Below are 23,866 nucleotides of genomic sequence, written 5' to 3' on the forward strand. Positions count from 1 at the left end.
AGTCATCGACCTTCTATTTCGGTCGCGGGTTTGCCGTTTCACGATTCCTTTCGTGCATCGCACCGGGCCTTGGGTCCTCAAAAGCTTGGCTTCTCGGGATTGAAGGCGTATCTTCGGCCAGGCAAAGCCATAGGCGGCGGACGCGGCCGAAGAACGTTGTTCCGACGATCAGGTTGAGGCGATGGCATCGGGCAAGAAAGCTGACGTTGAAAAACGGGAATTGCTGGCTGACGGCGAAGGATCGTGCCCAGTCGATAGCGACGCGGCGCAACTCGACCACGTGCCGGATAGATTGCTGATACTTGCCAACCGGCTGCAAAGGGCTCTCGACAATCGGCAGTTGTCGCGAGAAACCACAGACCTCCTACGTCGGAAGCATTGAGATGGTCACCGAGCGGATCGAGGATACCATATGACGCCGGACCTGCAGCGATTGCGGGTGCTAGTCGCCGAGGATGAGTTCTTTGTTGCGAATGACATCGCTCTTTGGCTCGAGCAGGCCGGCGCGACGATTATCGGCCCAACGCCCACGGTAAAGGAAACGTTGAATAGTCTCGCCGAGGCGGTCGACGTTCAGGTGGCTGTTCTCGATATCAACCTCAACGGCGAACTGATCTTCCCCGTCGCAGACGAACTTGCGCGTCGATCGGTTCCGGTGATTTTCTTCAGTGGATATGACGACATGAACGTTCCCGAACGCTTCCGCGCGGTTGCGCGTGTCAGCAAGTGTTCCGGCTCGTCGGACCTCTTGAACGCGGTCTTTGAGCAGCATCTTCTGAGCCTGTCGAACCTGGCGCCGCTGCACGCCGGGCTGACTGATCAATCTGTGAGCGAACTGATACCGGCGCTGCGTTACAGAGCGCGGCTTCTTATGGTCGGAGCTCCGGCGAAAGCCGCCGATCTTCTCCTGGAGCGGACCCTAGAGCGCGCCATTGCCCTGGCGGGTACAAGGGGCAGGTCTCAAAGCCTTGACGTATGGCTGTATGAACTGATGGCGGCAATTCACATCGAGAGCCCATACGGGCCGCACTAGGCACTCCTGGCCGCCGCGATGCGAGAGGGCGCCGACCGGTGTGAATGGGCGGCGCGCGGACCTCATCCGGATTCGGCGTTCTCCTCTCATCCGGCATATCTTCGGGTTCGGGTTCTCCTACGGGAGGTGGCGTTTCATGCGGCCTTGGCATTGGCGGTTGCCGCTCGCCTGGATCGTGTCGTTTGGGGTTCATGTCCATGCTCCTCGTTTACAGGCAGAACAAGGGTAGCTGCGCTTGGTTCCGAGAAGTATCAGCGGCATTCACGGAACGAAGTTCTACCCGGAACAATCGATCGTCAGGTGGGTTGCCCACGAACTTGACTGAGACATCTGGTGTTCGCCGCTAAAGAAGGTTCCGTCGTAAGCCGGTGCAACTGGCACCCGGCGCTGTGCCATCTGTTGGTGTTCTGCGAGAGCAGGCTTCCAGCGCGGGCGCGCCACACCCTATTGTGGGTTTGGGGTTTGCTGAGCGGGCGCCATGCCCTGCGGGCTCTCGGTGCTTGGACGTTGTTCAGCATCAGGCTGCTGCTGTTGGGATGACGCCGGTTGTGACGGTCCCACTGCTCCGGCCTGCTCACCGCCGCGCTGGCCCCATTCGACGAAGCCCCAAACAAGCAGCGCCAGAAAGAGGCTTGCGGCAAGCACAAGGAAAACACGGGCACCCATGCCGGCCTGACGGGTTTCACGCGCGGAGAAAGTGGTTCGATCAGCGCCGTGCGTTGCTGTTTTCGGTTCGCCGCGTTCGTCTAACTGCTCAGCCATCGCATCTCTCCATTGTCATGCCGTCGACGTTCACTTCAGGGTCTGGCGGACCAAGCACCCCTTGCCCAAGCCAGTCCTGGGCATTGCAGGTCGAACCGATAACTTCTCTGAAGGTTCCAAACGGGGTCACCGTCGGGCCCCGGCTGTCATCCGGCCTGAACCGTACCCGCTGGGTCGATCGCCCGTCATCGTAGCGGAACTACAAATCGAAGGACGCGAGGATAGGGTAAGGACCCCGAGTTGCCCTTGGTGCATTGCCCGACCAATCGCTGCAGGCTTTTGGCGCGATCCAAAGTGATCTTTGCGCCTGGGCATCGATACGGAACAAAGACGGGATTGGTCGGTTGGTCTCTCTCCACAGGCAGGAGGGTCAATGACATGGACGACAGGAAAGAACGCATTCGCCAGCGTGCCTATGCGATTTGGGAAAGCGAAGGACGCCCCGAGGGTGAGGATCGACGCCATTGGGAAAGGGCAGAACGCGAATTGGCAGAGCGAGACCAACGTCCTGCAAGCGACGCTACAAACGACAGACGAGAGGAGAGTGAGGTGGGAACGGTCGTCGCGCCTTCGACCGCCCCGCGGGGAAAGGCCGGTCAGCCAAACAATGAACCATGAATTCGGAGGAGCAGACCCATGCGAATAGCTGCCATCATGACGAAGGACGTGCACGTCGCGAGTCCTGACGATACCATTGCGACAATTGCGCGGGAAATGGCCAGGAACGATATTGGCTGTCTTCCCGTTGGTGACAACGATCGGTTTGTCGGAATGATGACCGATCGGGATATCGTCGTGCGCTGGGTGGCTGACGATCGCACGCGCGTGGGCGACATCATGACGGCCAACGGGAAATATTGTTTCGACGACGAGGAAGTGTCCGAAGTTGCGCGTAACATGGGCGACGAGCAGGTCCGTCGACTGCCGGTCGTTGACCGCAACAAGCGCCTTGTCGGCGGCGTTTCGTTTGCCGGCGCAGCGCGCCGGGATCCCTCTCTCGCCGGCATAGGCTTGCAGGGCATGACGAACCCCGGTGGGCCACATAATCAGAGGCCCTAGCCATGGCCGATATCCGCGAAAGGCGCACTTTGTGGCGCTCTCCCGTTGCACTGTCTGAATCCGAGCAGCGTGTTTGGGCGAAAGAGGTCGCCCTGCACGCCCATGCAGGCCAGTTGGACAAGGCGGGAGAACCCTATATCCGTCATTGCCAGCGGGTTGCCGGGGCGGTGGAAGGCGACAAAGCCAAAACAGTCGCCTTTCTTCATGACGTCGTTGAAAAGGGCCCGGGCTGGACGTTCGAGAGATTGCTGGACGCGGGCTTTTCCCAAGACGTCGTGGCAGCCGTCGAAAGCCTGACCCATCGCCCTGGAGAAACCAAGGACGCGCTGACAATCCGCGCGGCGGCCAATGCGCTTGGAGCTGTGGTAAAACGAGCCGACCTTCAAGACAATCTAGCCCAAGTCGAAGGACAAGGCAGGGATGTCGCGCAATACAGACGCAGCTTGCTGCTGCTCGGTGTCGCCGCCAACAACGATGAGCACATGGGGCAAAATGAGGGCGCCGACGATGATCGTCGAAGAGACCAGTTCGGGCCCAAGTTTTCGCAGGGCGATGCCCGCGCCATGACTCGGCGCGAGAACGCCGATCGCGTCGCGAAGACGGGCCTTATCCTCTTTTTTGGATTGGCTGCGGCCGCCGCGATCTTTTTTATCCTATCGCGTTGATCGTCAGCCGCTTGGGTCAGGGCGCCTCGCTCAATCGACCGGAACACCGTTCATGCGATAGGCGAGTTCGTCGCGGGCACGGCTGAGTCTGCTCTTGATGGTGCCGACCGCGCAATCGCAGATGCTGGCCGCCTCCTTGTAGCTCAGGCCGTAACCGGCAACGAGCACCAAAACATCCCTGTGATCGGGCGCCAGCGTGTCAAGCGCGTTGCGCAACTCGCCATTCAATACGCACCAATCCTGGGGAGCCGGCATGGGGATGGGAAGATCGGCGCAGTTGATGGCGCCGGGCGCCTCGCGTTTGCGCAATTTGTACTGCGTGCGAAACGCGTTGTGCATGATTGTGAAGAGCCACGATTTGAGATTGGTCCCGGGTTCGAAGCTGTCGATACCGCGCAGCGCGCGAAACAGCGTTTCCTGTAGGAGATCGTCGGCCTCAAAGCTCGACCTGGAAAAGGTTCGTGCAAATGCCCGCAGGGCCGGGATGAGGTCGACCACCTGTGTCTCAAGCGGGCGGGTGTTGTCTTCAAGGGTTGGGAATGAAGGCATCGGGGCTGCCTTTCGGGATTGCCGGATTGTTCTGTTGGTCAATGCGTGGCCGGCAATTAAGTTCCTGGGTTTTCATGGATCGCCGATCGCAAACCAACGCCGCCATAACTCGTTCTTTAGCCCGCGTCGTGGATCGCTTGTGAACCATCCGTCAGGAGTGACCCCGACGCCGACCTGCAGGGGGCGCGTGCGCGAAAAACATCGTTACCGCCGATTATGAACCCGTGTGAGAAAATCACGCATAAGGAGCGCTGCCTGATCCAGGTGGGTTTCCAGGAGCCAATGCCCGCCATCGAGGAGATGAACTTCGGCGTCCGGCAAGTCGCGGAGATAAGCTCGGGCAGATTTCTCTGGCATGTAGTGGTCGTTGGATCCCCAAACGATGAGGGCAGGGGGCTGATGGTCCGCCAGATATTTGCGGTGTTGCGGAAACCATGACCGGTTCTCCTTCAAACCTACGATCAGGTTGACGGCGATCTCCTTCCGCTTTGGTGTCATGAGCGACCAATGCAGTTTCCATAGGTCGGGAGGAATGGCCTCTGCGAGATCAGGCTTCAAGTCGTTCAGGAACTCTTCCCGGAAAATCTCCTCGGTCACCGCCTCGGCCAACGTGCGTTTCATTTCCGGCAACGGAAGCGCCCAGGTCTTTTCAATGTCTGCATATTTGGGGCCCAAGGCATCTTCATAGGGGATGTCGCCGTTCTGAATGATGAGCCCGACGACGGATGCCGGCCGTAGAATGGCCATGCGAATTCCGATCGGCGATCCGAAATCATGCAGATACAGAACGAAGCGATCGATCTTAAGTGCGTCGATGAAGCTGCTCAGAAAGGCTGCGTATCCGTCGAAGCTGTAGTCGAAATCCTCTGGCGTCCCGCTGTAGCCCGCACCGGGGAAATCCGGAGCGATCAGGTGCCAGCGGTCGGAAAGCCGTGGCATTAGATTGCGAAACTCGTAGGATGAACACGGATATCCGTGCGGGAGCAAGATAACCGGAGCATCTTGTCGTCCCGCTTCGCGATAGAAGACCTCAATGCCGGCAACCATGATCCGCCGATGCCGTACCAGCGTGTCCATAGCAAATCCTCCGCAGGATGAGCTGACTGCTTTCGAACGGGATCGACCGATCACCAACGAGCGCAGCCGCTCGTGACAGGGGATAACTGGTACCATCGCCGGTTGTTCCCTTTCGGGGAACCGGCGAGCGATATGCTGGATATCCGTAGACTGCTGCAAGGGCGACAGCGCATTCGATTTCAATGCCTTGCGCCCATATCTTGAAGCGACTGACGATCCTCCCCCGTAATGCTGTCGGCGCCGGCGCGCTTTCCCAATCGCTCTCGATTTTCAGCTATGCGTTTCCATAGATTGCCGGCCGTCTTCGCGCTCTGGTTATGCCGTCGAAGCCGAAGCACGACGCAATGCCAGATACTCCCAAATGGCAACGCCAAAGAGGGTCGCGGTCGCCAGAAACTGGAGGTGATAATTGGCGGCAAGCGCAGAAAGCGCTCCTGCAAGGGCAAGGATCGCGAACCCGACAATGTGCGAAATCGGGAACTGGTGCGCCGCGGCCAACTTTATCCAGATGTTGCCAGCCAAAAAAAGCGCCGGGCCTCCGAGTATCGCCAGAGCGGTTTGCATCGTGCTTTCATCTTTGGCATGGGACAGGCTGAAGTCCTCTCCTACTGCCGTCAGGATGACGCCAGAAACGATTGGCAGATGGCCGTATGTGAAGAGATTGAGCGCCAATGTCTCGGGTTTCGACGTCGCCTCCGCTTTGTTGGCGGCTTTTTCCTGGCCGTGATGGAAGTAGATCCACCACATGAAACCCGTGCTTAAAAACGCGCTGCAGAAGACAGCGAAGGTCATGTCGTCCGCCATGTGCTCTGCGGCGTTGCGGCCGGTCGTCAGGATCGTTTCACCGAGGCAGATGATTACGAACAGCGCACAACGTTCTGCCATATGCTTGCCAGAAACGTCCAACGTCTCGGGCGCTGATTTCCCCAGGCCAGGAAGATAGTATCGCAGGGCCGGAGCCAGATATTCGACGAGAAGAGCGGTACTCCAGAATGCAATTCGCGGAGTCGTCTCCATTTGAGAACCCACAAGCCAGAAGGCGCTTGCAAGGACTAGCCAGAGGGTAATCCGCAGGAACGTCAGGAAAGAGGCCGCATCGACGCGATGATAGGCGTAGAGCATGAAAAAGGAACGCCCTATCTGAATGGCGCAGTAGATCACCGCAAATGCAAATCCATGGTCTCCAAACGCGTCCGGCAAGGCGATAGCCAGCAGGATACCCCCAAACATCAGGAGAAAGAGCATCAGCCGTACTGGATCTTGCTCGGTATCGAGAAGGTTTGTAACCCAGGTCGAGTGAATCCAGATCCACCAGATCGCAAGAATGAGCAGCGCCGCCTCGACAAGGGCTGTGGGGCCGAAGTCGCTAGCAAGTGTCTTTGCGAGCTGGACCAAAGCGAACACAAAAACGAGATCGAAGAACAGTTCGGGAAAGCTTGCTCTGGTCTGGTCGGCGTCGGCCTTCCTTATCCATTGCTTTCCAGTTGCCGCCCCCTTGGCCGCTGTCGGTTCTGCCGCTCGATGTCGCGACGCTGGGTGCATTATTGTTCCTCCGCCCGAGATGGAGAAAGAGGTAGAGCGGGACGGAGTTCCAGCAATATCCCACTCGATGAGGAGAAGGCCTCTGAAGGGATTGGAGAGGAGCACGATTGCTTACAACTATTCCCCCTGTTCGAAGGGGCCGCTCGCTTGCAAAGCGGGGCGTTGATGATGCCCACTTCGACAGAAACCGCCCCTCGAGAGCCGTCCACACACTCCATTTCATGCGGGATCCGAACTAGAAGGCGCAAAGCGGTACTCTGGGTTGTCTAAGCGCTGAGCAGGGTCAACGATCTTCACGCGCCCACATTACAGTCACCGCGATACAACGCATATGCACGTCAGGCCTCGGTCTGCAGGTTAGAGCGCGTTGGATACAACCTGAGTTGCTACCGATATCAACACAGCCGCCAACGCGACCACTGTCCCAAGTCGCAAAGCCTTCATCCAACGTACCCGCGTGCCGTTCCAATCATAGCCCATTTTGCTCCCCTGTCGGGATCATGCCGCTTGGGAATGGTCGTCTCTTTTCCTGTCGAAGGACGTAAAACGTTTGCGTCCTCGTGGAACTAGCCAAAGGATCCCCAGGCGAGGCCTGTCGCTATGATTGGAGCGCCAGGCCTCTGGCCGTCTCCTCCCCGTCCGAAGACGACTGGTGCTCGCTATCACACCGCTTGCCGGAACTCTATTTGCCCATCCGGGCTAAACCCTGTGGCTAATGAGGATATCGCGATGAACTCCCTTGAGTACAGATGAGTAGCTTGACAGGCATTAACCTGTGGGCTGAGAAATCGGCTCATCTGAATTGGTGCTTGATCGGGAAGTGGCCGCTACTGGTACGGGAGGCGGGAAGGGCGTTTTGCTACGTTCAGCTGCGCCGGGGAAGTGTTTGGGCAGGATATTTCGCAGGATCAATAGCCTTTATGCGACTTTCGAAATACGGAGCCACAGCGCTCTGGGTTGTGCTCCGTCTCGCCGCTGGTCAAATAGCGATCACGCGAGGGACGTCCCCGTACTGGCTTCGGCAAAACGATGCAAAATCCTTGAGGAATTTCTCCCCCGCCGGACGATGAGCGGGGTCCATGAGCTTTTCCATGATTGCGTCTGGCGTCTCCTTCATAACCGGAAGCCGGAAGAAAATCGTCTCGGAAAAATTTGAGCTTAAGGTCAAAAGGACGGTGCGCAGCGCTGCGAGCATGTCGTCGCCTCGGTGCGAAGCGTGGATGAGGGCTATCGGTTTCGCGATTACGGCCTCCCCCGAGACAAGCCAGTCGATCGCGTTCTTGAGGCCTCCGGGAATGGTGCGAACATACTCGGGGCTCGAGATGATTAGCCCATCACTTGCGGAAATTTTCTCGACGAAGCGGATGACGCTTTCTGGGGCGTTTGCGCCCTCCAGATCGGGAGAAAAGATCGGCAGCTCACCAATGTTATCAAAGACTTCAATGGTGACATCGGCTGGAGCGAGGGATTGGAAAGCCCTCAACAAGGCCGAATTGGTGGAAAGCCGACGCGTACTTCCTGAAATTCCTAGTATCCTCATTCCTCAAGGATAGTGAAAATTCCGCAGCCAGCAAGCCATCGTGGACCCGGTGCCGCTTTCAAAAGCACATTGTCAACGGTGAGGAAGGTAAAACGAGGGAACAACGGGCGGCCTTTCCTCGTTGAGAAAAACCGGGCGTAGGAGGACCAAACAATGACGGACGAGCCGCGCGAACGCGATATTTTGTCGTTGAGTGACGACCCGCTGCCAAAGGCCGAGTTTGTTCTCAAGACACCACGCCTGGCGACGCAAAGAGAGCAGCTTGATGTGTTGCGGGCCGACGTGGCCCGGCTTCGCGAGCGCCTCATCGCCATAGCGGACGGGACTTCCAGACTGGCGGCGCTCGAGGCGACCGTTGTTTTAGAAACGGTAGAAAGCGGTATCAGACGTCATCTCACGCCGGTTCTGATCACCGCGGGTGTTGCAGGTTATATCTGGAGCGCGTTCTTGAGGCGACGATAACTGTGCCCACCTGCTTTCTGCGACGGTGCAGCGCACTCGAAAAGACGTGGCTGAAAAAAGACGGTCCCCAAGGAGGGAGCCATCTTACACACGATCCGGAGAGATCCTGGATCGCTTGCGGGTGCATCAATAGAACCGCTCGATCATAGGAATTTTCCCATGCCTGCGCGGCCGTTTCGTTGAAAGCCGTTTTTCAGCCTTGGATGTTCGAGCGCCGTGCCCTTCACTCTCATCTCCAAAAACAGAACGCGATTGCCTTGTCGCAATCGTGGCCATGCCCTAGTTCTTGAAGCGATTTTAGTCTGGGGCCTGCCTCGGCCACGTGCCACAGAACGGGTCGTATTTTATGATTAGGCGGAAAATGCATGCGCGGAAGTGAACGCGTTGAATTGAGGAATAGGACGCGGGATGCACATCAGCGGGTAGACGCCGCGGTCGGCGAGCTCAGCACTATCGAGGACTATCGCCGGTACGTAGCGCGCGTGTTGCCGTTTCGTGCGACAATGGACGAAGCGCTGAGGAACGTCTCTTGGCCTGAAGGCTGGAATTGGCGATCATCAGGGGTTGCAGAGCTGCTTGCTCAGGACGCGTGCGATCTCGGCTTGGCACCGGCGCGCCACATTCGGCCTGATTTCGATCTTTCCGACCCAAGCGCGCTGCTCGGTGCCCTCTACGTGGTGGAAGGGTCGTCTCTCGGTGCGCGGGTCTTGCGTCAGAGGGCGTTGAAGCTTGGTTTCGATGAAACCTTCGGCGCGAAGCACCTTGTTTCGATGGCGAACGACACGACCCGATGGCCGTCCTTCCTGTCGCTCCTCGAACGAACCCGCGATTTTGACGTCGTTCGGTCTGCCGTCACGGCGAACGCCGTGTTTGCTCTCGCCCAAACTTGCTTTGAAAGTACATATCTTGTCGCCAGTTGAACCCGTCACCCTCGAGACTTGCGACAGGGAGCCCATTCATATCCCCGGGAGCATCCAACCGCACGGTTGTCTTCTGGCGTGCAATGTCGGGTTCACGACGATCGAACGCATATCGGCAAACGCTGCGAAGATGCTCGCCTGGGAGGGCAGCCTCCTTGGGCGGCCTCTTGTCGACGTGCTCGGCCCAAAGTTGTTGCATGATCTGCGCAATGCGCTTGCGGCCGCGGGAGCGGCCTCACGACCGGCCCTTTTGCTCGATGTCGCTTTTGGCGACCGCGTGTTCGACATTGCCGTCCACCTTCACAAGTCGGCCGTCATCATTGAGTTCGAGCCGGCGCCGTCGATCGGTCAGCCCTTGCATATCGCGCGCGAGATGATTGGCCGTATCAAGGACATCACCGACGTCGACCGTCTCGTGCAGCGCGCGTGCCGGATCGTTGCCGGTACCATCGGCTATGACCGCGTGATGATCTACCGCTTTGAGCAGGACGGATCAGGCAAGGTCGTCAGCGAAGCGAAACGCGCCGATCTTGAGAGTTTTCTGGGCCAGTATTTTCCAGCAAGCGATATCCCCCAGCAGGCCCGCGCACTTTATCTCAAGAACACCATTCGCGTCATTTCGGACGCGAGCGGTGCGCGCGTCCCGGTCGAGCCGGTTCTGGACGGATCCGGCGAACCATTGGACCTCAGTTTCGCGCACTTGCGCAGCGTTTCGCCCATCCATTGCGAATACTTGCGCAACATGGGCGTCGCCGCGTCGATGTCGATTTCGGTTGTTCTGGACGGCCAGCTCTGGGGGTTGATCGCCTGCCACCATTATTCGCCGCGCGCCCTGCCGATGGCTCAACGCGTTGCGCTTGAAGTGTTCGGCGAATTTTTCTCGCTGCACCTGAAATCTCTGAAGGAACGTCGCCGGGTTGCGGCCGTCGCCGGCACACGCGAAGCGCTCGACCGTTTTCTCATTTTGTCCTCCCATCACGAGGATGTGGGTGAGCTGTTGCGCCAAAGCCTGCGTGAATTCTCGCAGTTGCTGGCAAACGACGGCATCGGCGTCATGGTCGATGGCAAATGGGCGGGGATCGGCACCGCTCCGCCGGACGAAGAAAGAGCCGCTCTTCTGGACTTCATCCGCACTGTCAGCGAAGGGCGCGTTTGGGCGACACATGCCCTGTCACAGAAGTTCCCGAAGGCATCGGCCTACAGCGAGCGGCTTTCGGGCGTTCTCGCCATTCCCCTTTCGCAAACCGGCTCGGATTGCCTGGTGTTTTTTCGCAAAGAACTGGTCCAGACCCTCAACTGGGCCGGCAATCCTGAAAAGACCTATGAGGCAGGTCCACTCGGCGACCGCCTGACACCACGCAAGAGCTTTGCGATCTGGAAGGAGACAGTCCAGGCGCAGGCGCAGCCCTGGTCGGAGGCCGAGCGGGAAATCGCCGAGATCGTCCGGGTCGCGATCGTCGAGGTGGTGCTCCGACACAATGAGCTGATGGCGGGCGAGCGGCGCAAGTCCGAGGTTCGGCAGCGGATGCTGAACCAGGAGCTTAGCCACCGCGTCAAGAACATCCTCGCCGTCATCAAATCTCTGGTGACGAGCCCCCAACGGCACAAGAATTCGCTCGAAGAATATGTTTCGACGCTGCAGGGTCGCATCGAGGCGCTCGCAATCGCGCATGACCAGGTCGTGCGCGGCGATGGGGGCGGGATCCTGGCGGATCTCCTGGAGGCCGAACTCCAGCCTTACCGGACAAATCTGTCGACAATAACGCTCGAAGGTCCTGCCGTCTGGCTCGACAGCCGTGCTTTTTCGGTAATGGCGCTGGTGTTTCACGAGCTCGCGACCAATGCCGCCAAATACGGCGCGCTTTCGGTGACGGCTGGCGAAGTAGAGGTGCGCTGGACGATGACCGGGCCCGATTGCGACGTCTCCTGGCGCGAGCGAAACGGTCCACTCGTAACTCTGCCGTCACGCAGGGGCTTCGGTAGTGCCCTCATAGAGCGCAGCGTTCCCTACGATCTTCATGGGCGCAGCTCCGTCCGCTTCGAACCATCGGGGCTTGAGGCAGAGTTCAGCATCCCCTCTCCACACGTCAAACTCACCGCGTCAGGTCCGACAATGGCAACATATACGGTCGGCACCGCCGCCCCAGAACAAAGCGGCCTTGGCCGTGCAAACCCCAGGGTTCTGATCGTCGAGGATCAGATGCTCATCGCGCTTGATCTCGAAGCGATGCTGTCGGACGAAGGGTTCTCGGAGGTTTCGACGGCGAGCTCCGTCCAGCAGGCCATGGCACATATCGAGACGACTGCTCCGGAACTTGCGATTCTCGATATCAATCTCGGTCAGACCAATTCGTTCGGGATCGCCGCCGAACTCATGCGCAGAGGCACTCCATTCGTTTTTGCTACAGGCTATGGCGAGGGCGCAGAACTGCCGCCGGAGCTCATCGGGGTGCCGATCGTGCGTAAACCCTACAGCCGAAGTGCTATCGTCGGAGCGCTTTCACAGCTGTGGGACGAGACCCTATCCAGAGACGCGCAAAGCGCAGTGACAGGAACGACGAAGGGAAAGACCGAAATCGATGTCTGACATCAAGTCGCTGTCGCGCGAGCAACTCGAAGACGAGATCCTGAGGCTGAGAGCCCTGTCGCAGGAAGGCGCCACGCATGACGACGCGCGAGAGGCACGCTATCGAGCCCTTTTCGAGGCGATCGATGATGGTTTCTGCATTATAGGCTTCATCGACGGACCGCATGGTCCGCTCAGCGATTACGTGCACCTTGAAGCAAATTCCGGCTATGGCCGGCATACAGGCATCTCGAACATTGTCGGCAAACGGCTTCGCGAGATCGAACCCGCGAACGCGGATGTCTGGTTGGACGTTTATGGCAGCGTGTTGCGCACCGGCAAACCAGTGCGCTTCGAGCAGGAGTTTCAATCAGTCGCCAGGCATATCGAAGTTTCGGCCACCCGCATCGAGCCGGCAGGCCTGCGCCAGGTGGCGGTCCTATTTCGCGACGTAACCGAGAGAAAGAAGGCCGAAGCGGCGCTACGCGAGAGCGAAAGCCACGCGCGCGATAACGTACAGCGCGTGCAAATGGCGATGGCCGCAGGGGCGATCATCGGCACATGGCTGTGGGACGTGCCTACCGATCGCTTCACGGTCGACGAAGCCTTTGCGGCCGCGTTTGGGTTCGATCCGCAACAGGGGCGCTCAGACCTGAGCCTTGCCGATATCGTCGGCGCCGTTCATCCCGACGATCAGGAACGAGTAACCGCCTCGGTCAAAGAGGCCCTGGCAAAAGGCGGAGCCTATGCTCACCAATACAGGACGCGTCGCGAGGACGGGAGGTATCGCTGGCTCGAGGCGAACGGTCGCGTGGAATGCAGCAGTGACGGTGTTGCGCTCAAATTTCCGGGTGTCCTGATCGATATCGAGGAGCGGCGCGCGGTCGAAGCCGAACGTGACCATGCCCTTGCGGCGCTCCGCACGCTCAACGAAACGCTGGAGCAACGGGTAGAAGAACGCACCGCAGCCCTTGTCCAGGCGGAAGAGGCCCTGCGGCAGGCGCAGAAGATGGAGGCTGTCGGACAACTGACCGGTGGCCTGGCGCACGACTTCAACAACATCCTCGCCGGCATCAGCGGCAGCCTCGACCTGATGAAAACGCGGCTCGCCCAGGGCCGTGTGGGTGAAATCGACCGTTACATGACGGGCGCACAAGGGGCGGTCAAACGGGCCGCGGGCCTAACCCAGCGCCTCCTTGCTTTTTCCCGCAGGCAGACGCTCGATCCGAAGCCGTCGGACATCAATCGCATCGTCGCGGGTATGCAGGACTTGATCAGCCGCAGCGTCGGCCCTGGGGTGGCGGTCGAGACCGTCGGAGCCGGAGGGCTGTGGACCGCCTTCGTCGACGTCGGCCAGCTCGAGAACGCTCTGCTCAATCTTTGCATCAATGCTCGCGACGCGATGCCGGATGGTGGACGCTTGACGATCGAGACCGGCAATCGGTGGCTCGACGAACGCGCGGCAGCCCAACGGGGATTGCCGCCGGGGCAATATGTCTCCTTGTGCGTCAGCGACACCGGTACGGGCATGTCGCCGGACGTGGTCGCGCGCGCCTTTGATCCGTTCTTCACGACGAAGCCGATCGGACAGGGTACGGGACTTGGCCTTTCCATGGTCTACGGTTTTGCCGGCCAATCCGGTGGTGCGGTGCGTATCTACTCCGAGGTGGGCAAGGGCACGATGATCTGCATTTATTTGCCCCGCCACGCGGCCGAAGAACATAGCTCCGACATACCAGTCGACGCGGGGCCCGCGCCTGCAGCGACCGGCGTTCACACCATCCTGGTCGTGGACGATGAACCCCTGGTCAGGATGGTCGCGGTCGAGATCCTCGAAGAGCTGGGCTACGAGGTGCTGGAGGCGAGCGACGGTCCTTCCGCCCTTAAAATACTTGATGCGCGCCCCACAATCGATCTTCTGGTTACCGACGTCGGGTTGCCGAACGGCATGAACGGACGGCAGCTTGCCGATGCGGTGCGCGTCCAGCGTCCCGGTCTTAACGTGCTCTTCGTCACAGGATATGCCGAGAATGCGGTGCTCAACCACGGCCACCTCGATCATGGCATGGAAGTGGTCACGAAACCCTTCACCGCTGATGTGCTGGCGCGGCGGGTCGAAAGCTTGATCCGCCAATGACAAGCGGGCCCGGCGCGCCAGGCTTCCTCCATTTCGCCTATGGACTGCCAACTGCGCGCAGTTGGCTGACGCGACCACCGCGCAATCTCCAAGTCCGCGCTCTTTTTAGGGATTTCGAAGTGCTCGATAAACCTCATTCTGTTCAAGCTGCGCCCTTGGTCTGAATTTCCGTCCAACCAAAGCCCGCAAGGGGAACAAAAAATCAGCCTCGGCATTTAGCTGTCGACGACCAAGGTCGTCGCGACAACGCGTCTTTGTTGGAAATTCAATCGCTTTTCGATTTCGCGCCGATACCAAGAGACACTCCCAGTGGCGAGCAGAGGAGCAAAACCATGAAAGCGATCGGATCGCTGGCATTTGGCATCGCATTGTCGGTTTGCGCCAGTGCCGGGGCTGCGTCCGTGGCTTCGCTCGTGCTGGCCAAGCCCACCGAACCTCCTCCGCTCAAGGTGGCTTCCGCTCCGGATCTTTGGACCGCAACGCCGGTTCGGATCGATCGGAGCCAGCAGAACTACGAGCGTTTGCCACCCGTCTATTCCACCTACGTCACGAACCCGGTTTCGGCGAAGCTAACATCGGGGCGTCTGGCACCCACCGCTCCAGCCTCGGTGGCCTCTCATACCGGCCTCTCGACAACCCACCTCGATTGGTGCTCAAGCCGCTACCGGTCCTATAACCCCGAAACCAACGCGTACCGCTCATATGGTGGGCAAACACGAACGTGCCAGTCGCCTTAGGCAGTCAAGCGTCCGATCGACAAAGACCAGACGGCGTTAATCGATCGGCGGTTTGTTGGCTACGCGAAGGCCGATCCGCGTACCGCCTCGTGCACCGCCCGCTATCAGGGGAAGGTGCCGATGACAACACCTGCCAGCCCCACAACGGCCCTCGAAGGCACGGCCTGTATGCATCCCAAGATGCGCGCCTCGAAGCGAGCAGCAACGTGTGGTCCGTGTCGGGGCGATGAGTAGCCCGCAGTGTCAACTGCGGCACGAACAATCTTCGGCAGGACCGGCTTCTCCCGGGTGGGCGTTGGATCGGCTGAGGCATTCAAGGGATCGCGATGCCGAAGGATACCCAGCCTAAAGCGGAAGGATGAGCGTTCGTCCGGCGATCCAACCTCTACCGGAAAATGGAGATGCAAGAGTTGGAAAAAATCACACGGAAGCGCAAACTGCGGTCCAATCGGCCACTGTGGTTGAACACGCGTCATATCAAGGTTGTCGCGCAAAGTCGCATCTCCGCTGACAAAGTCGATGTGCTGATCGTCGGCGGTGGCATCGGAGGGGCGCTGATGGCGTTGTCCCTTGCCAAGCGAGACATGAAAATTCTCGTCGTCGACCGACGCGGCCCGGTACAAGGCAGCACTTTGGCGAGCACTGCGATGATCCAGCACGAGATCGATGTGCCGCTCCACCAGCTCACCTCGATGATTGGACAGGACAAGGCGCGGCGCGCATGGCAACGCTCCGCAAGAGCAGTGGAAACACTGATTACGCTCGTCGATAATCTTGGAATCGACTGTGGCTTTGAACGAAAGAAGTCTCTTTATCTGTCCGGCAATGCCCATGGTGCCCGAGCGCTTCGCCTGGAGACTGACGCACGTCAGAGCGCTGGCATTTCAGCGAGGTTTCTCAAGTCCGCTTGCTTGCGCGACGAGTTCGGTCTCAATCGGACTGCGGCAATCGAGTCCGATATTTCTGCAGCCGCCAATCCGGCGCAGTTGACAGCCGGCTTGTGGCTCAAAGCCCAGACAGACGGCGTTTTGTTGGTAGCAGATACGGAAATCACCGACGTTCGCAGCGTTGAAGGATGGAACGCGGCTGCAACCTCGAAAGGTGAAATCATACTGGCCAAGCACATCGTGTTTTGCACGGGCTACGAGTTTCTCGACGCCGTGGCCCACCAAGGCCATCGGATGGTATCTACCTGGGCCCTTGCGACTAAGCCGCACCATCCGCGGCCCGACTGGCTCAAGAACTATGTTCTTTGGGAGGCATCCGATCCCTACCTCTATTTTCGCTCGACCAAGGATGGTCGCCTGATTGTTGGAGGGGAGGACGAAGAAAGCGCGACGGCATTTGCGGACCCTATCAAGCTTAGAGCCAAATCAAAGGTCTTGCGCGCAAAGCTGTCGGCGCTCCTGAAAATACCAATCGGCGAACCGGATTATCTTTGGGCCGCGCCTTTTGGCATTACCTCTGACGGGTTGCCGCTTATCGGATCCGTTCCGGGCCTGGAGAATGTCTATGCCGTGATGGGTTATGGGGGCAATGGCATTACCTACAGCCAGATCGCTGCGGAGATCGTGTCGTCAGAGATTTTGGGCCACCGCGACCCAGATAGCGAATTGTTTGCCTTTCGCTGAGCTTTGAGGCCAGGTCTCAAAACAAAAAGGCCGCCGGAACGGCGGCCTTTGAAAGACAAAGAGTGAAGGTGCTTTGGATCAATGGAAACGCTGGTTTGAATACCAGTCGTCAATGTCTTTCTTTGCCTGATCCTTCGCATATCCATAGCGCTCCTGGATCTTGCCTTCGAGTTGCTCGCGTTTCCCGTTGATCTGGTCGAGGTCATCGTCGGTGAGTTTACCCCACTGCTCCTTGACCTTACCCTTGATCTGCTTCCAGTTGCCTTCGACACGGTTCCAATCCATTGAGGACGCTCCATTGCTATTTCAGGTACATTTCTGGAACGACTGAACCGCGCACTTGTTCCGTTTTTTGTAGAAGCTGTCGCGACGGAATTGATGGTCCTGTTTGACGGGGACCGGGCTTTAAGGAACCTCGACACAGTTCTTCGGCCGACTGCAGGGCCTGCGCGCAAAGCCCCGCGTTTGGAAGGCTGCCTCGTCGGTTTAGCCAAGGCGGCTTCTGCCCGGGCGCAAACCGAAATGGTCGCATGATGGAGAGAAGGGACACATAGGCAGACAATGCTTATCCGTTGCCAGCGGCATTATGCCGGCAACGGATGAATTTAGCACACCGAGAAGGTGTCCTGCGGAAATCAGAGCTTGTAGCGCCGACGCTCCTCTTCAACCTCATCGGAGGTATAAGGAGCGAGCGTCGGATCAAAGCGCCGCCAGCCCTGCTCGGAATACGAAGCACGACGTTGCACGGGGTCGACCCAGCTACCGCGGCGCAGGATCGCCTCTGCATCCGCCTGGAGCGCGTCGTCGACCCGTGCCGTGACGACCGCGCCACCGCGCCGTACGCCTTCCGCATAGACATGGGCATGTTCTTCCGGAACGCCCGAATCCGTCATCGCGCCGATGATGCCGCCGGCGGCACCGCCTGCAACAGCACCGGCGGCAGCACCCGCTGCGGTCGCGGCAAGCCAACCGGCTGCGACCACCGGCCCGACACCCGGAATGGCCATGACCCCGAGGCCGGTCAAAAGTCCGCCAATGCCGCCGACCGCAGCGCCGACACCGGCGCCCGTTCCTGCGCCTTCAGCCGCATTGCTCTCATCGGCGCTGCCATAGCGATCGCCAGCATTGTTGGAAACGATGCTGATATCGTCAGACGGCACGCCGCGATCTTCAAGGGCCGACACTGCAGCGCGGGCGTCCGAATAGTCGTCAAAAAGTCCACTAACGGTTTTCATGGGGATTTCCTCGTTGCTGGAGTTAGTTGGCAACAATGTTGCCCTGGTAGTCGAGCGCGACCTGCGTGGATTTGCCGTCCTTCGACGCAGTTGCGCGCCAGACGCCCTTGTCGTCGAGCTTGAGACCGGTCACATCGGTGTAGCCGGCGTCAGTAAGGCGATCCTTGGCCTGTTCTTCGGTGAAACTGTTGGCGCCGGCAACGGGCGCTGTTGGATTGGTAGTGTCTGGTGTTGCAACGGCAGGCGTATCACCATCTGTCGTAGCCGGCGGTGTGGCGGTCTGCGCGAGCGCGCCCAAACTCGATGCGCCGAGGAAGACCGCGGCGAGCAGCATATTTTTCATGATTTGGTTCCTTGTTTAGATCCTCTAGGCCCAGGTCCTATATCCGGGCGTTCTGAGGAAACCTTGAGATCATAAGAGCCACGTCCCGGTTCGTTTCGACCAGGTGAGCAGCATGATGGATAAGACCAGCAGCCTGAGGGAACACTGCGCTTTAGCACGATGGATGCTCCCTTCGGACGGACGCTACATGGCGTCCATGCCCTTGATTGCATTGTCGAGATGCGACGTGCATTTCTCCATATCGTTCGCCATCATGGCATCTCTCGCCATGGTCAGTTCCTTGGTGGACTCTATCTTTTTTGCGCCGTCGGAGATTTGCGCGACTTGCTGTTCGGCCTTGGCGATTGAAGCTTCGTCGCAGACGACCTTTTGCTGTGCCAGAGCTGGGCTGGCAAATGCCGCGATGAGGGCGAGAGTAGCAATCGGTTTCAGCATTGGTATGTTCTCCATAGGGCCGATACGACACCGGCGTTCACGGCGATTGAACGGCAAAAAGGGTCTTTCTGTTCCCTTGATAGCCGGCCGAAAAACGAAGTTTTTTCAAGGAACATCCACGCGTTTGCTGCGTTTGGAGCGCGTGCAGCTGTGGGTCTGTTTGTGCGCTTTTTAGCCGTCTTGGCGGCGAACAGCGAGCGCGGTTGTTGGTGAATAGGACACGCTCACGTGGGGCAAGAGTGAGCCCTCGTCTCGTTCAGATTAAGACCACGAGGGCCGCAGGCTGACACGCCGGTGCGACAGAGAGGGTGGGATACGCGCATCTACAAATGTGACGTCAGCGGACTTTCGCTCTATTTCGCTATTCGTCACAGCGTTGGTGCCGTCAACGGGCCAGTCGGTTTTGTTGCCGACATTCTGTAGACTCGCACAGGCCGAAGAGCGGGACATTTCGGTCATAAGACAACGTTTATTTTTGGCCCTGGCGTGAGTGCTTTCGTCATGGCGATTTAAACACCCGTTTGCGTTGATTTCGCTTCGACGGAGGGCTTTGCGCGCTAGCCTTGTGGGTGGTCGTCAGGGGTGAAGATGCTCCCCGTCTCATCGCCATCCCAATAGGTGACTTTCGATGCGTGAACCTTGATCATCAAGAGACCGGGCGTGTCCACGCCTTGGGGAAACCATCTTTCAAGCTCGCTCATCCAATGCTCGGTAAACGTCTGCTTGTCATCCACGAGCGAAGCATTCCCTTCGATTGCAATGAAAATACCGGGTTTGCCGAGCAGGCTCGGACGAGCAGTGTAAGTCAGTGCTACCTTCGGATCTGCCTTGATCTCAGTAATTTTTTGTGACTGCTCAAAGCAGAAGAACCAGGTGTCCCCCACATAGTCGACGTCGCCATTGTTGCTCATTGGTCGGCTGGAGATGGTTCCGTCTGCCTTCTTTGTCGAAAGCATGCCAAAGTCGATATTCTTCAGTTCGTTCGAGATGTCGTTGAGTGTCAAAGTCATCGTGCTCTCCCTTGGCCGTTTCAGGTCCTAACCGCGACAGCACAAACAGGTTCCTTGGCACCGCGCTGGCGCACTTCATCGGTCACGGTTCGCTGAAACCGGTCGCGGAAACACGGAAGCGACCTGCAGGATCGTTGCGAAAGATCAGTCCACCCCGCGCCTTCGATCGCGCCGGCACGTAGTCAAGCGTGATCTCCGCGGTCTCTATGACATTGTCGCTGTCGGTGATTTCGCCACGTACGACGACGGCGGCCGCCGTTCGGTCGGCTGCGTTGTTGACATCGAACATGACCCGATATCCGCCTGCACGCCCCATGCTGCTGACGACCGTCACCGAGAGGTCCGGAGGTCCATCGGCCTGGGTTGCAGCCTGATAGCTGATCCAGCCAATAAGCGCCGTGATCAGGATAGCGGATACTGCACCGGTTGCCCATTCGATCCAATGCGCCTTGCGATTTTCAACGGAGCCTAGTTTGGGGGACTTTGCCATCAAGTCACCTAAAGAATGAGCCGCGCGGCCGCTGCGCCGATTGCGCTCGGGAAGGCAAGAACCGCCGTGGCGACAATCGCTTGGGTTGGATCGAGGCCGTCCAGCCGATGAAACGTCCACAGGCAATAGAGGCTGATCGCAAATGCGATGACGTAACCCGGCATTGTGAAGCGGATAAGGGCATGCCAGCCAGGTGTGTTCTCATCGAGTTCATGGCCGCCTATGAATGACAAGGCGTAGACGAAGCCATGCATCAGCAGGATCGACGCCGATATCGCGGCAATGGCGTGCCACAGCGACATCTTAAAGGATATCAGGATCATTTCTTCGGTTGGAGCGACGTTGAGACCGAGAAACAGAGCCCCAACGACCATCATAAAAAGTTCGCCACCGTAGCCATCGCCCCGGGTCTCGCCGATCGGATCCTTCTCGTCCTCGCTGCTTTCGGATCGTGTCCCCAGCTCGCTGCGGCCGAGCAAGGCGCCAATGCTGGCTGGGACCGCCTGGATGGCGATCATTCCAAGCACTTCTGGCAGGGCCTGGCCAATCTTTAGGACGCCAATGATGAAAAGAACAAAGGTACTCGCCGCGATACCCAGGCAGTATGCAATGCTTGCGTCTCGCAGCGCTTCGCGCCATGTCGTTACATTTTCAAAGCCGATCCGACGCGCAAGGAGGACAAGCAGCGGAATGTTGACCAAAAGCAAAATAAGCAGCCGGTCGCGGTCGATGTAGAGGCCGAGTTCCCACATTTCCATTGTGAGGAACATAGGCAGCGCAAAAAGCAGCGCGCCGGCGAAGCCGCGTGCCAGGCCCTTTGCGAAGCGGCCATGGTCAAAATCGGCCCGCGTCCCGCCCTTGGTCATCTTTCCCTCTCAAGGCTGCTGTCGCCTCACAAGGACGCGGCAGCATTTCTCGCTGACAGAGGTAACGTCGAGAGGCAGCGCAAGTTCCTGATGCTACAGCCGGCCCGTGCAGCCCCCTCGAAGTCGGCGTTTCCTTGCTTGCATCGATCAATTGCGCATCGAACCCGTTCAGCCGTCCGCACTCCGGTGATCACGACCGGCGCGTGGCGTTCAGGCTTTCGTTGCTCAGGGCATTGGAACAATAACAACGTCCACGTCTTTCCACCGGGTTGGTAGCCCTTGGGAAAGGGAATGTTCGTGAAGTTGGAGCAGTAAGCGATGCCCTTGGGTTCTTTCGACAAGGAGGGGAGTGAAGATATCTTGCGAGCGAGGCTTGCGGCCATCGTGGAGTCGTCCTTCGACGCCATCGTCAGCAAGGATCTCGATGGTACCGTTCGGACCTGGAACGGCGCGGCTGAGCGCATGTTCGGCTACTCAGCCGAGGAGATGGTCGGGCGATCAATCCTGACCATCATACCCACTCATCTTCACGACGAAGAGCGAGATCTGCTGCAGCGCCTGCGTAAAGGGGAACGGATTGAACATTTCGAAACCGCCAGGCAGCGCAAGGACGGGAGCTACATCACGGTATCGTTGACCATTTCCCCGATCCGCAACGCCAAGGGCCGCATCGTCGGGGCGTCCAAGATCGCGCGTGACATCACCCCGGCGAAAGATCGCGAAAGGCGAATTCGTCTGCTTCTGCGGGAGGTCAATCACCGGGTGAAGAACCAGTATGCCATTATTCTGTCGATGATCAGGCAAAGTAGAAGCGAAGAAGCGGAACCAGCAGCCTTCCAGAAGGACCTCGAAAACCGCATCTGGGCCCTTTCGGCATCCCATGATCTGATTGCATCGGCGGATTGGCAGGCAACGGATCTAAGAGGCCTGGTTGAAAAGCAAATCGCTGCATTTCATGCAGACGCGTTCTGTCGGATCTCTGGCCCGGACCTCGCCCTTGCCCCGGCCGCGATTGAAAATCTTGGAATGGCGATCCACGAGTTGGCCTTGCACTCTTCAAAGGGCGGGGTGCTGAGGGCGGGTGAGGGCACGATTTCAATCGCGTGGGATCTCGCCACGTCTGCGGCAGACCTCACCTTTTCCATGAGCTGGGAAGAGCAGCTTGGCCGAGGTCACGATTACGCGTTTCCGCGTTCGGGTTTCGGCGCTGTCGTGCTGAAGAGGACCGTGGCGCAAGCTTTGAACGCAAAGGTGCAAGCGACCTGCAGCGACGGGTGCCTTCGGTGGAAACTGGTCGGGCCAGCGGGTCGTTTCCTGGAATGGCCGCAGCTTTCGCTATGAAGCCTTCCACTGACAACCGTGCGGTGTGACTGAAATGTGACAGGCGATGCCTGCCGAAAAGGAAATGGCGGCAGAGAGATGGAAAACGAGTGGAGGAGCCATAGTTAGAACGTCGCAGCGCGTTGTCCCAGTCAGGCGGCGCCAGGGGGAGGTATCGGGGCAGGCAAGTGAACGGCTCGTGGTTTCGAAAAGTTTGCCCGCTTCGGCCATCTGCTTGGCGATGGCGAGACGGGAACGGGTCGACCAATCTGGACCAGGTGGAGGAGTGTCATTAGAACCTTCGCCTGAACCGATTTGGTTTCCCCTCCATTAACGCGTTGGCCGTAAACGTCCGCTGTTTCCACCGGACAACTCAACAACTGCTCTTCCCCGGAGTCTGAATGTCAGCGACAGCAACCAAAAGCCTGAACTCGCGCTCGTTCCAGGGCATCCTTGGCCTTGAACCGGCCGTGGCGCTTGGCCTGGCAGCCACCCTCTTCTTTTTCGTCGCGAGCAGTGTCGTTGCCTATCTCAACCTGGAGGCGCTGCAGCGAGGCAACGAGAGGATCGTGCAAACGCATGTCGCCATTGTTTCTCTCGATGAACTGCTGTCGCTTGTTCAGGATGCCGAGACCGGTCAGCGTGGATTCCTGTTGACGAATAGCGGCGGGTATCTCGCGCCCTACAACGCGGCAGTTCGCGCCATCCGGCCAAAACTCGATCAGATCGGCGACCTGACTGCGGCCAATCCGGGGCAGAGCCAGCGGCTCATAACCCTTAGGCAGCATGTGGAGGCCAAACTTGCGGAGCTTGGTGAGACCATCGATCGGAGACGGGCCGACGGGCTCGAGGCAGCGATCGCGATGGTGAACTCCGATCGCGGCAAGATCGAAATGGATGCGGTCCGCGCTCAGATTGCGGCGATGTCCGGCGCCGAGCTGGACGTGCGCCTTGATCGACTGGCCGAAATGAAAGGCGCACAGAAGACGGCGCGCCTCAGCACCCTATTTTCCGCTGTTCTCGGAATTGCCCTGACCGCGGCAATCGCCTTCCTCATCCGCAGGGCCGCGATCGCCCGCCGAAGGGATGAGTGGCTGCAGGCCGGCCAGGTCGGGCTGGCGTCAGCGATGATGGGCGATCAATCGATCGAGCAGTTGGGCAACAACATTCTCGACTTCCTTGCGCCCTACGCCGGCGCCGTTTCGGGAGCGGTCTTCATCGGCGGTGGTGGTTCGTTCCAGCGGGCAAGTGTCCGGGGTGTGCCCGCCGAGGCGAACCTGCCGACGGCGGTTCGTCCCCGCGAAGGCCTTTTGGGCCAGGCGGTTGCGGAGGGGACCTCGATCGTGGTCGACGATGTACCGGATGGCTATCTTGCCTTCGGCTCGGCGCTTGGGATGGACAAGCCGCGCCATCTCGCTATCCAGGCGGGAAAGGTCGACGGATCCGTGAATTCGGTGATCGAACTCGGCTTTCTCACGCCGGTTGAC

General features: G+C 58.9%; 26 protein-coding genes and 1 pseudogene. 12 read left to right on the plus strand and 15 right to left on the minus strand.

Going from position 1 to position 23,866, the window contains the following annotated elements; all coding sequences use genetic code 11:
- Nucleotides 1-13: 13 nt before the first annotated feature.
- Nucleotides 14-319 carry a hypothetical protein gene (locus IB277_RS34920; RefSeq protein ID WP_060581331.1) on the minus strand — a complete coding sequence of 102 codons (306 nt, stop codon included), beginning with the start codon at nt 317-319 and terminating at the stop codon, nt 14-16.
- Between the two features lie 93 nt (nt 320-412).
- On the opposite strand from IB277_RS34920, the gene IB277_RS34925 reads away from it, so the two are divergent.
- A complete protein-coding gene (locus tag IB277_RS34925) occupies nt 413-1,033 on the plus strand; it encodes a response regulator (protein ID WP_060581332.1) in 621 nt (206 codons plus the stop codon).
- 444 nt (nt 1,034-1,477) lie between these two features.
- Here the strand turns inward: IB277_RS34925 and IB277_RS34930 are convergent, their stop codons facing one another.
- On the minus strand, nt 1,478-1,795 hold the full coding sequence (locus IB277_RS34930) for a hypothetical protein (RefSeq protein ID WP_060581333.1): 318 nt from the start codon (nt 1,793-1,795) through the stop codon (nt 1,478-1,480).
- A gap of 378 nt (nt 1,796-2,173) precedes the next feature.
- Here IB277_RS34930 and IB277_RS39040 point away from each other — a divergent pair, with 378 nt between their 5' ends.
- Genes IB277_RS39040 through IB277_RS39045 form a run of 3 tightly spaced genes read left to right on the plus strand, consistent with a single transcriptional unit; the run spans nt 2,174 to nt 3,519 of the window.
- Nucleotides 2,174-2,413 carry a DUF2934 domain-containing protein gene (locus IB277_RS39040; protein WP_192372978.1) on the plus strand — a complete coding sequence of 80 codons (240 nt, stop codon included), beginning with the start codon at nt 2,174-2,176 and terminating at the stop codon, nt 2,411-2,413.
- A gap of 18 nt (nt 2,414-2,431) precedes the next feature.
- Nucleotides 2,432-2,854 (plus strand): CBS domain-containing protein, encoded by a 423-nt coding sequence (locus IB277_RS34940; protein WP_192372980.1) that lies wholly within the window; start codon nt 2,432-2,434, stop codon nt 2,852-2,854.
- A 2-nt stretch (nt 2,855-2,856) separates the two neighbouring features.
- Nucleotides 2,857-3,519, plus strand: coding sequence for a hypothetical protein (locus IB277_RS39045; RefSeq protein WP_371813754.1), 663 nt, complete (start codon nt 2,857-2,859; stop codon nt 3,517-3,519).
- A gap of 30 nt (nt 3,520-3,549) precedes the next feature.
- Here the strand turns inward: IB277_RS39045 and IB277_RS34950 are convergent, their stop codons facing one another.
- From IB277_RS34950 to IB277_RS34965, 4 genes are all read right to left on the minus strand, one after another.
- Nucleotides 3,550-4,068, minus strand: a complete 519-nt coding sequence (locus tag IB277_RS34950; RefSeq protein WP_060581335.1) for a sigma-70 family RNA polymerase sigma factor — start codon at nt 4,066-4,068, stop codon at nt 3,550-3,552.
- A 204-nt stretch (nt 4,069-4,272) separates the two neighbouring features.
- Entirely contained in the window at nt 4,273-5,145 is an 873-nt protein-coding gene (locus IB277_RS34955; RefSeq protein ID WP_060581336.1) for an alpha/beta fold hydrolase, read from the minus strand.
- 315 nt (nt 5,146-5,460) lie between these two features.
- On the minus strand, nt 5,461-6,687 hold the full coding sequence (locus tag IB277_RS34960; protein ID WP_192372982.1) for a low temperature requirement protein A: 1,227 nt from the start codon (nt 6,685-6,687) through the stop codon (nt 5,461-5,463).
- 979 nt (nt 6,688-7,666) lie between these two features.
- On the minus strand, nt 7,667-8,227 hold the full coding sequence (locus IB277_RS34965) for an NADPH-dependent FMN reductase (RefSeq protein ID WP_060581337.1): 561 nt from the start codon (nt 8,225-8,227) through the stop codon (nt 7,667-7,669).
- A 153-nt stretch (nt 8,228-8,380) separates the two neighbouring features.
- Here IB277_RS34965 and IB277_RS34970 point away from each other — a divergent pair, with 153 nt between their 5' ends.
- From IB277_RS34970 to IB277_RS34980, 4 genes are all read left to right on the plus strand, one after another.
- Nucleotides 8,381-8,689, plus strand: a complete 309-nt coding sequence (locus IB277_RS34970; RefSeq protein ID WP_060581338.1) for a hypothetical protein — start codon at nt 8,381-8,383, stop codon at nt 8,687-8,689.
- 365 nt (nt 8,690-9,054) lie between these two features.
- The gene (locus tag IB277_RS38440; RefSeq protein WP_246812886.1) at nt 9,055-9,609 is read left to right on the plus strand and encodes a biliverdin-producing heme oxygenase; all 555 of its coding nucleotides are present in this window, start codon (nt 9,055-9,057) and stop codon (nt 9,607-9,609) included.
- Nucleotides 9,596-12,196, plus strand: a complete 2,601-nt coding sequence (locus tag IB277_RS34975; protein ID WP_246812887.1) for an HWE histidine kinase domain-containing protein — start codon at nt 9,596-9,598, stop codon at nt 12,194-12,196. Before IB277_RS38440 ends, IB277_RS34975 begins: the two co-directional genes overlap by 14 nt.
- On the plus strand, nt 12,189-14,312 hold the full coding sequence (locus IB277_RS34980; protein ID WP_192372986.1) for a response regulator: 2,124 nt from the start codon (nt 12,189-12,191) through the stop codon (nt 14,310-14,312). Before IB277_RS34975 ends, IB277_RS34980 begins: the two co-directional genes overlap by 8 nt.
- Nucleotides 14,313-14,577: 265 nt before the next feature.
- Here IB277_RS34980 and IB277_RS38445 read toward each other — a convergent pair whose 3' ends face one another.
- Nucleotides 14,578-14,736, minus strand: a complete 159-nt coding sequence (locus tag IB277_RS38445) for a hypothetical protein (RefSeq protein ID WP_246812888.1) — start codon at nt 14,734-14,736, stop codon at nt 14,578-14,580.
- A gap of 184 nt (nt 14,737-14,920) precedes the next feature.
- Here IB277_RS38445 and IB277_RS39050 point away from each other — a divergent pair, with 184 nt between their 5' ends.
- On the plus strand, nt 14,921-15,049 hold the full coding sequence (locus tag IB277_RS39050) for a BA14K family protein (protein ID WP_371813757.1): 129 nt from the start codon (nt 14,921-14,923) through the stop codon (nt 15,047-15,049).
- Nucleotides 15,050-15,450: 401 nt separating this feature from the next.
- Nucleotides 15,451-16,680 carry an FAD-binding oxidoreductase gene (locus IB277_RS34990; RefSeq protein ID WP_060581340.1) on the plus strand — a complete coding sequence of 410 codons (1,230 nt, stop codon included), beginning with the start codon at nt 15,451-15,453 and terminating at the stop codon, nt 16,678-16,680.
- Nucleotides 16,681-16,758: 78 nt separating this feature from the next.
- Here the strand turns inward: IB277_RS34990 and IB277_RS34995 are convergent, their stop codons facing one another.
- The 7 genes from IB277_RS34995 to IB277_RS35025 all read right to left on the minus strand — a co-directional run bounded on the left by IB277_RS34995 (nt 16,759) and on the right by IB277_RS35025 (nt 21,059).
- Nucleotides 16,759-16,965: a CsbD family protein gene (locus IB277_RS34995; protein WP_043621574.1), complete on the minus strand. Its 207-nt coding sequence runs from the start codon at nt 16,963-16,965 to the stop codon at nt 16,759-16,761.
- Nucleotides 16,966-17,315: 350 nt separating this feature from the next.
- Complete coding sequence (locus IB277_RS35000; RefSeq protein ID WP_060581341.1) at nt 17,316-17,915, minus strand: general stress protein; 600 nt, start codon at nt 17,913-17,915, stop codon at nt 17,316-17,318.
- A 22-nt stretch (nt 17,916-17,937) separates the two neighbouring features.
- Complete coding sequence (locus tag IB277_RS35005; protein WP_060581342.1) at nt 17,938-18,258, minus strand: PepSY domain-containing protein; 321 nt, start codon at nt 18,256-18,258, stop codon at nt 17,938-17,940.
- A 183-nt stretch (nt 18,259-18,441) separates the two neighbouring features.
- Nucleotides 18,442-18,693: a hypothetical protein gene (locus IB277_RS35010; RefSeq protein WP_060581343.1), complete on the minus strand. Its 252-nt coding sequence runs from the start codon at nt 18,691-18,693 to the stop codon at nt 18,442-18,444.
- 557 nt (nt 18,694-19,250) lie between these two features.
- Complete coding sequence (locus tag IB277_RS35015; protein ID WP_060581344.1) at nt 19,251-19,703, minus strand: pyridoxamine 5'-phosphate oxidase family protein; 453 nt, start codon at nt 19,701-19,703, stop codon at nt 19,251-19,253.
- Nucleotides 19,704-19,785: 82 nt separating this feature from the next.
- Nucleotides 19,786-20,193 carry a TIGR02588 family protein gene (locus IB277_RS35020; RefSeq protein ID WP_060581345.1) on the minus strand — a complete coding sequence of 136 codons (408 nt, stop codon included), beginning with the start codon at nt 20,191-20,193 and terminating at the stop codon, nt 19,786-19,788.
- Between the two features lie 8 nt (nt 20,194-20,201).
- A complete protein-coding gene (locus IB277_RS35025; RefSeq protein WP_192372991.1) occupies nt 20,202-21,059 on the minus strand; it encodes a TIGR02587 family membrane protein in 858 nt (285 codons plus the stop codon).
- A 318-nt stretch (nt 21,060-21,377) separates the two neighbouring features.
- Here IB277_RS35025 and IB277_RS35030 point away from each other — a divergent pair, with 318 nt between their 5' ends.
- Together IB277_RS35030 and IB277_RS39055 are read left to right on the plus strand one after the other, a co-directional pair.
- Nucleotides 21,378-22,400, plus strand: coding sequence for a PAS domain S-box protein (locus IB277_RS35030; RefSeq protein ID WP_060581347.1), 1,023 nt, complete (start codon nt 21,378-21,380; stop codon nt 22,398-22,400).
- Between the two features lie 380 nt (nt 22,401-22,780).
- Nucleotides 22,781-23,281 (plus strand): annotated as a pseudogene (locus IB277_RS39055) (CHASE3 domain-containing protein); the annotation flags it as partial.
- Between the two features lie 219 nt (nt 23,282-23,500).
- Here the strand turns inward: IB277_RS39055 and IB277_RS39060 are convergent.
- Nucleotides 23,501-23,791 (minus strand): hypothetical protein, encoded by a 291-nt coding sequence (locus IB277_RS39060; protein WP_371813763.1) that lies wholly within the window; start codon nt 23,789-23,791, stop codon nt 23,501-23,503.
- Nucleotides 23,792-23,866: the final 75 nt, after the last annotated feature.

The organism is Ensifer sp. ENS07 (assembly GCF_014852185.1).
GTDB lineage: Bacteria > Pseudomonadota > Alphaproteobacteria > Rhizobiales > Rhizobiaceae > Ensifer > Ensifer adhaerens.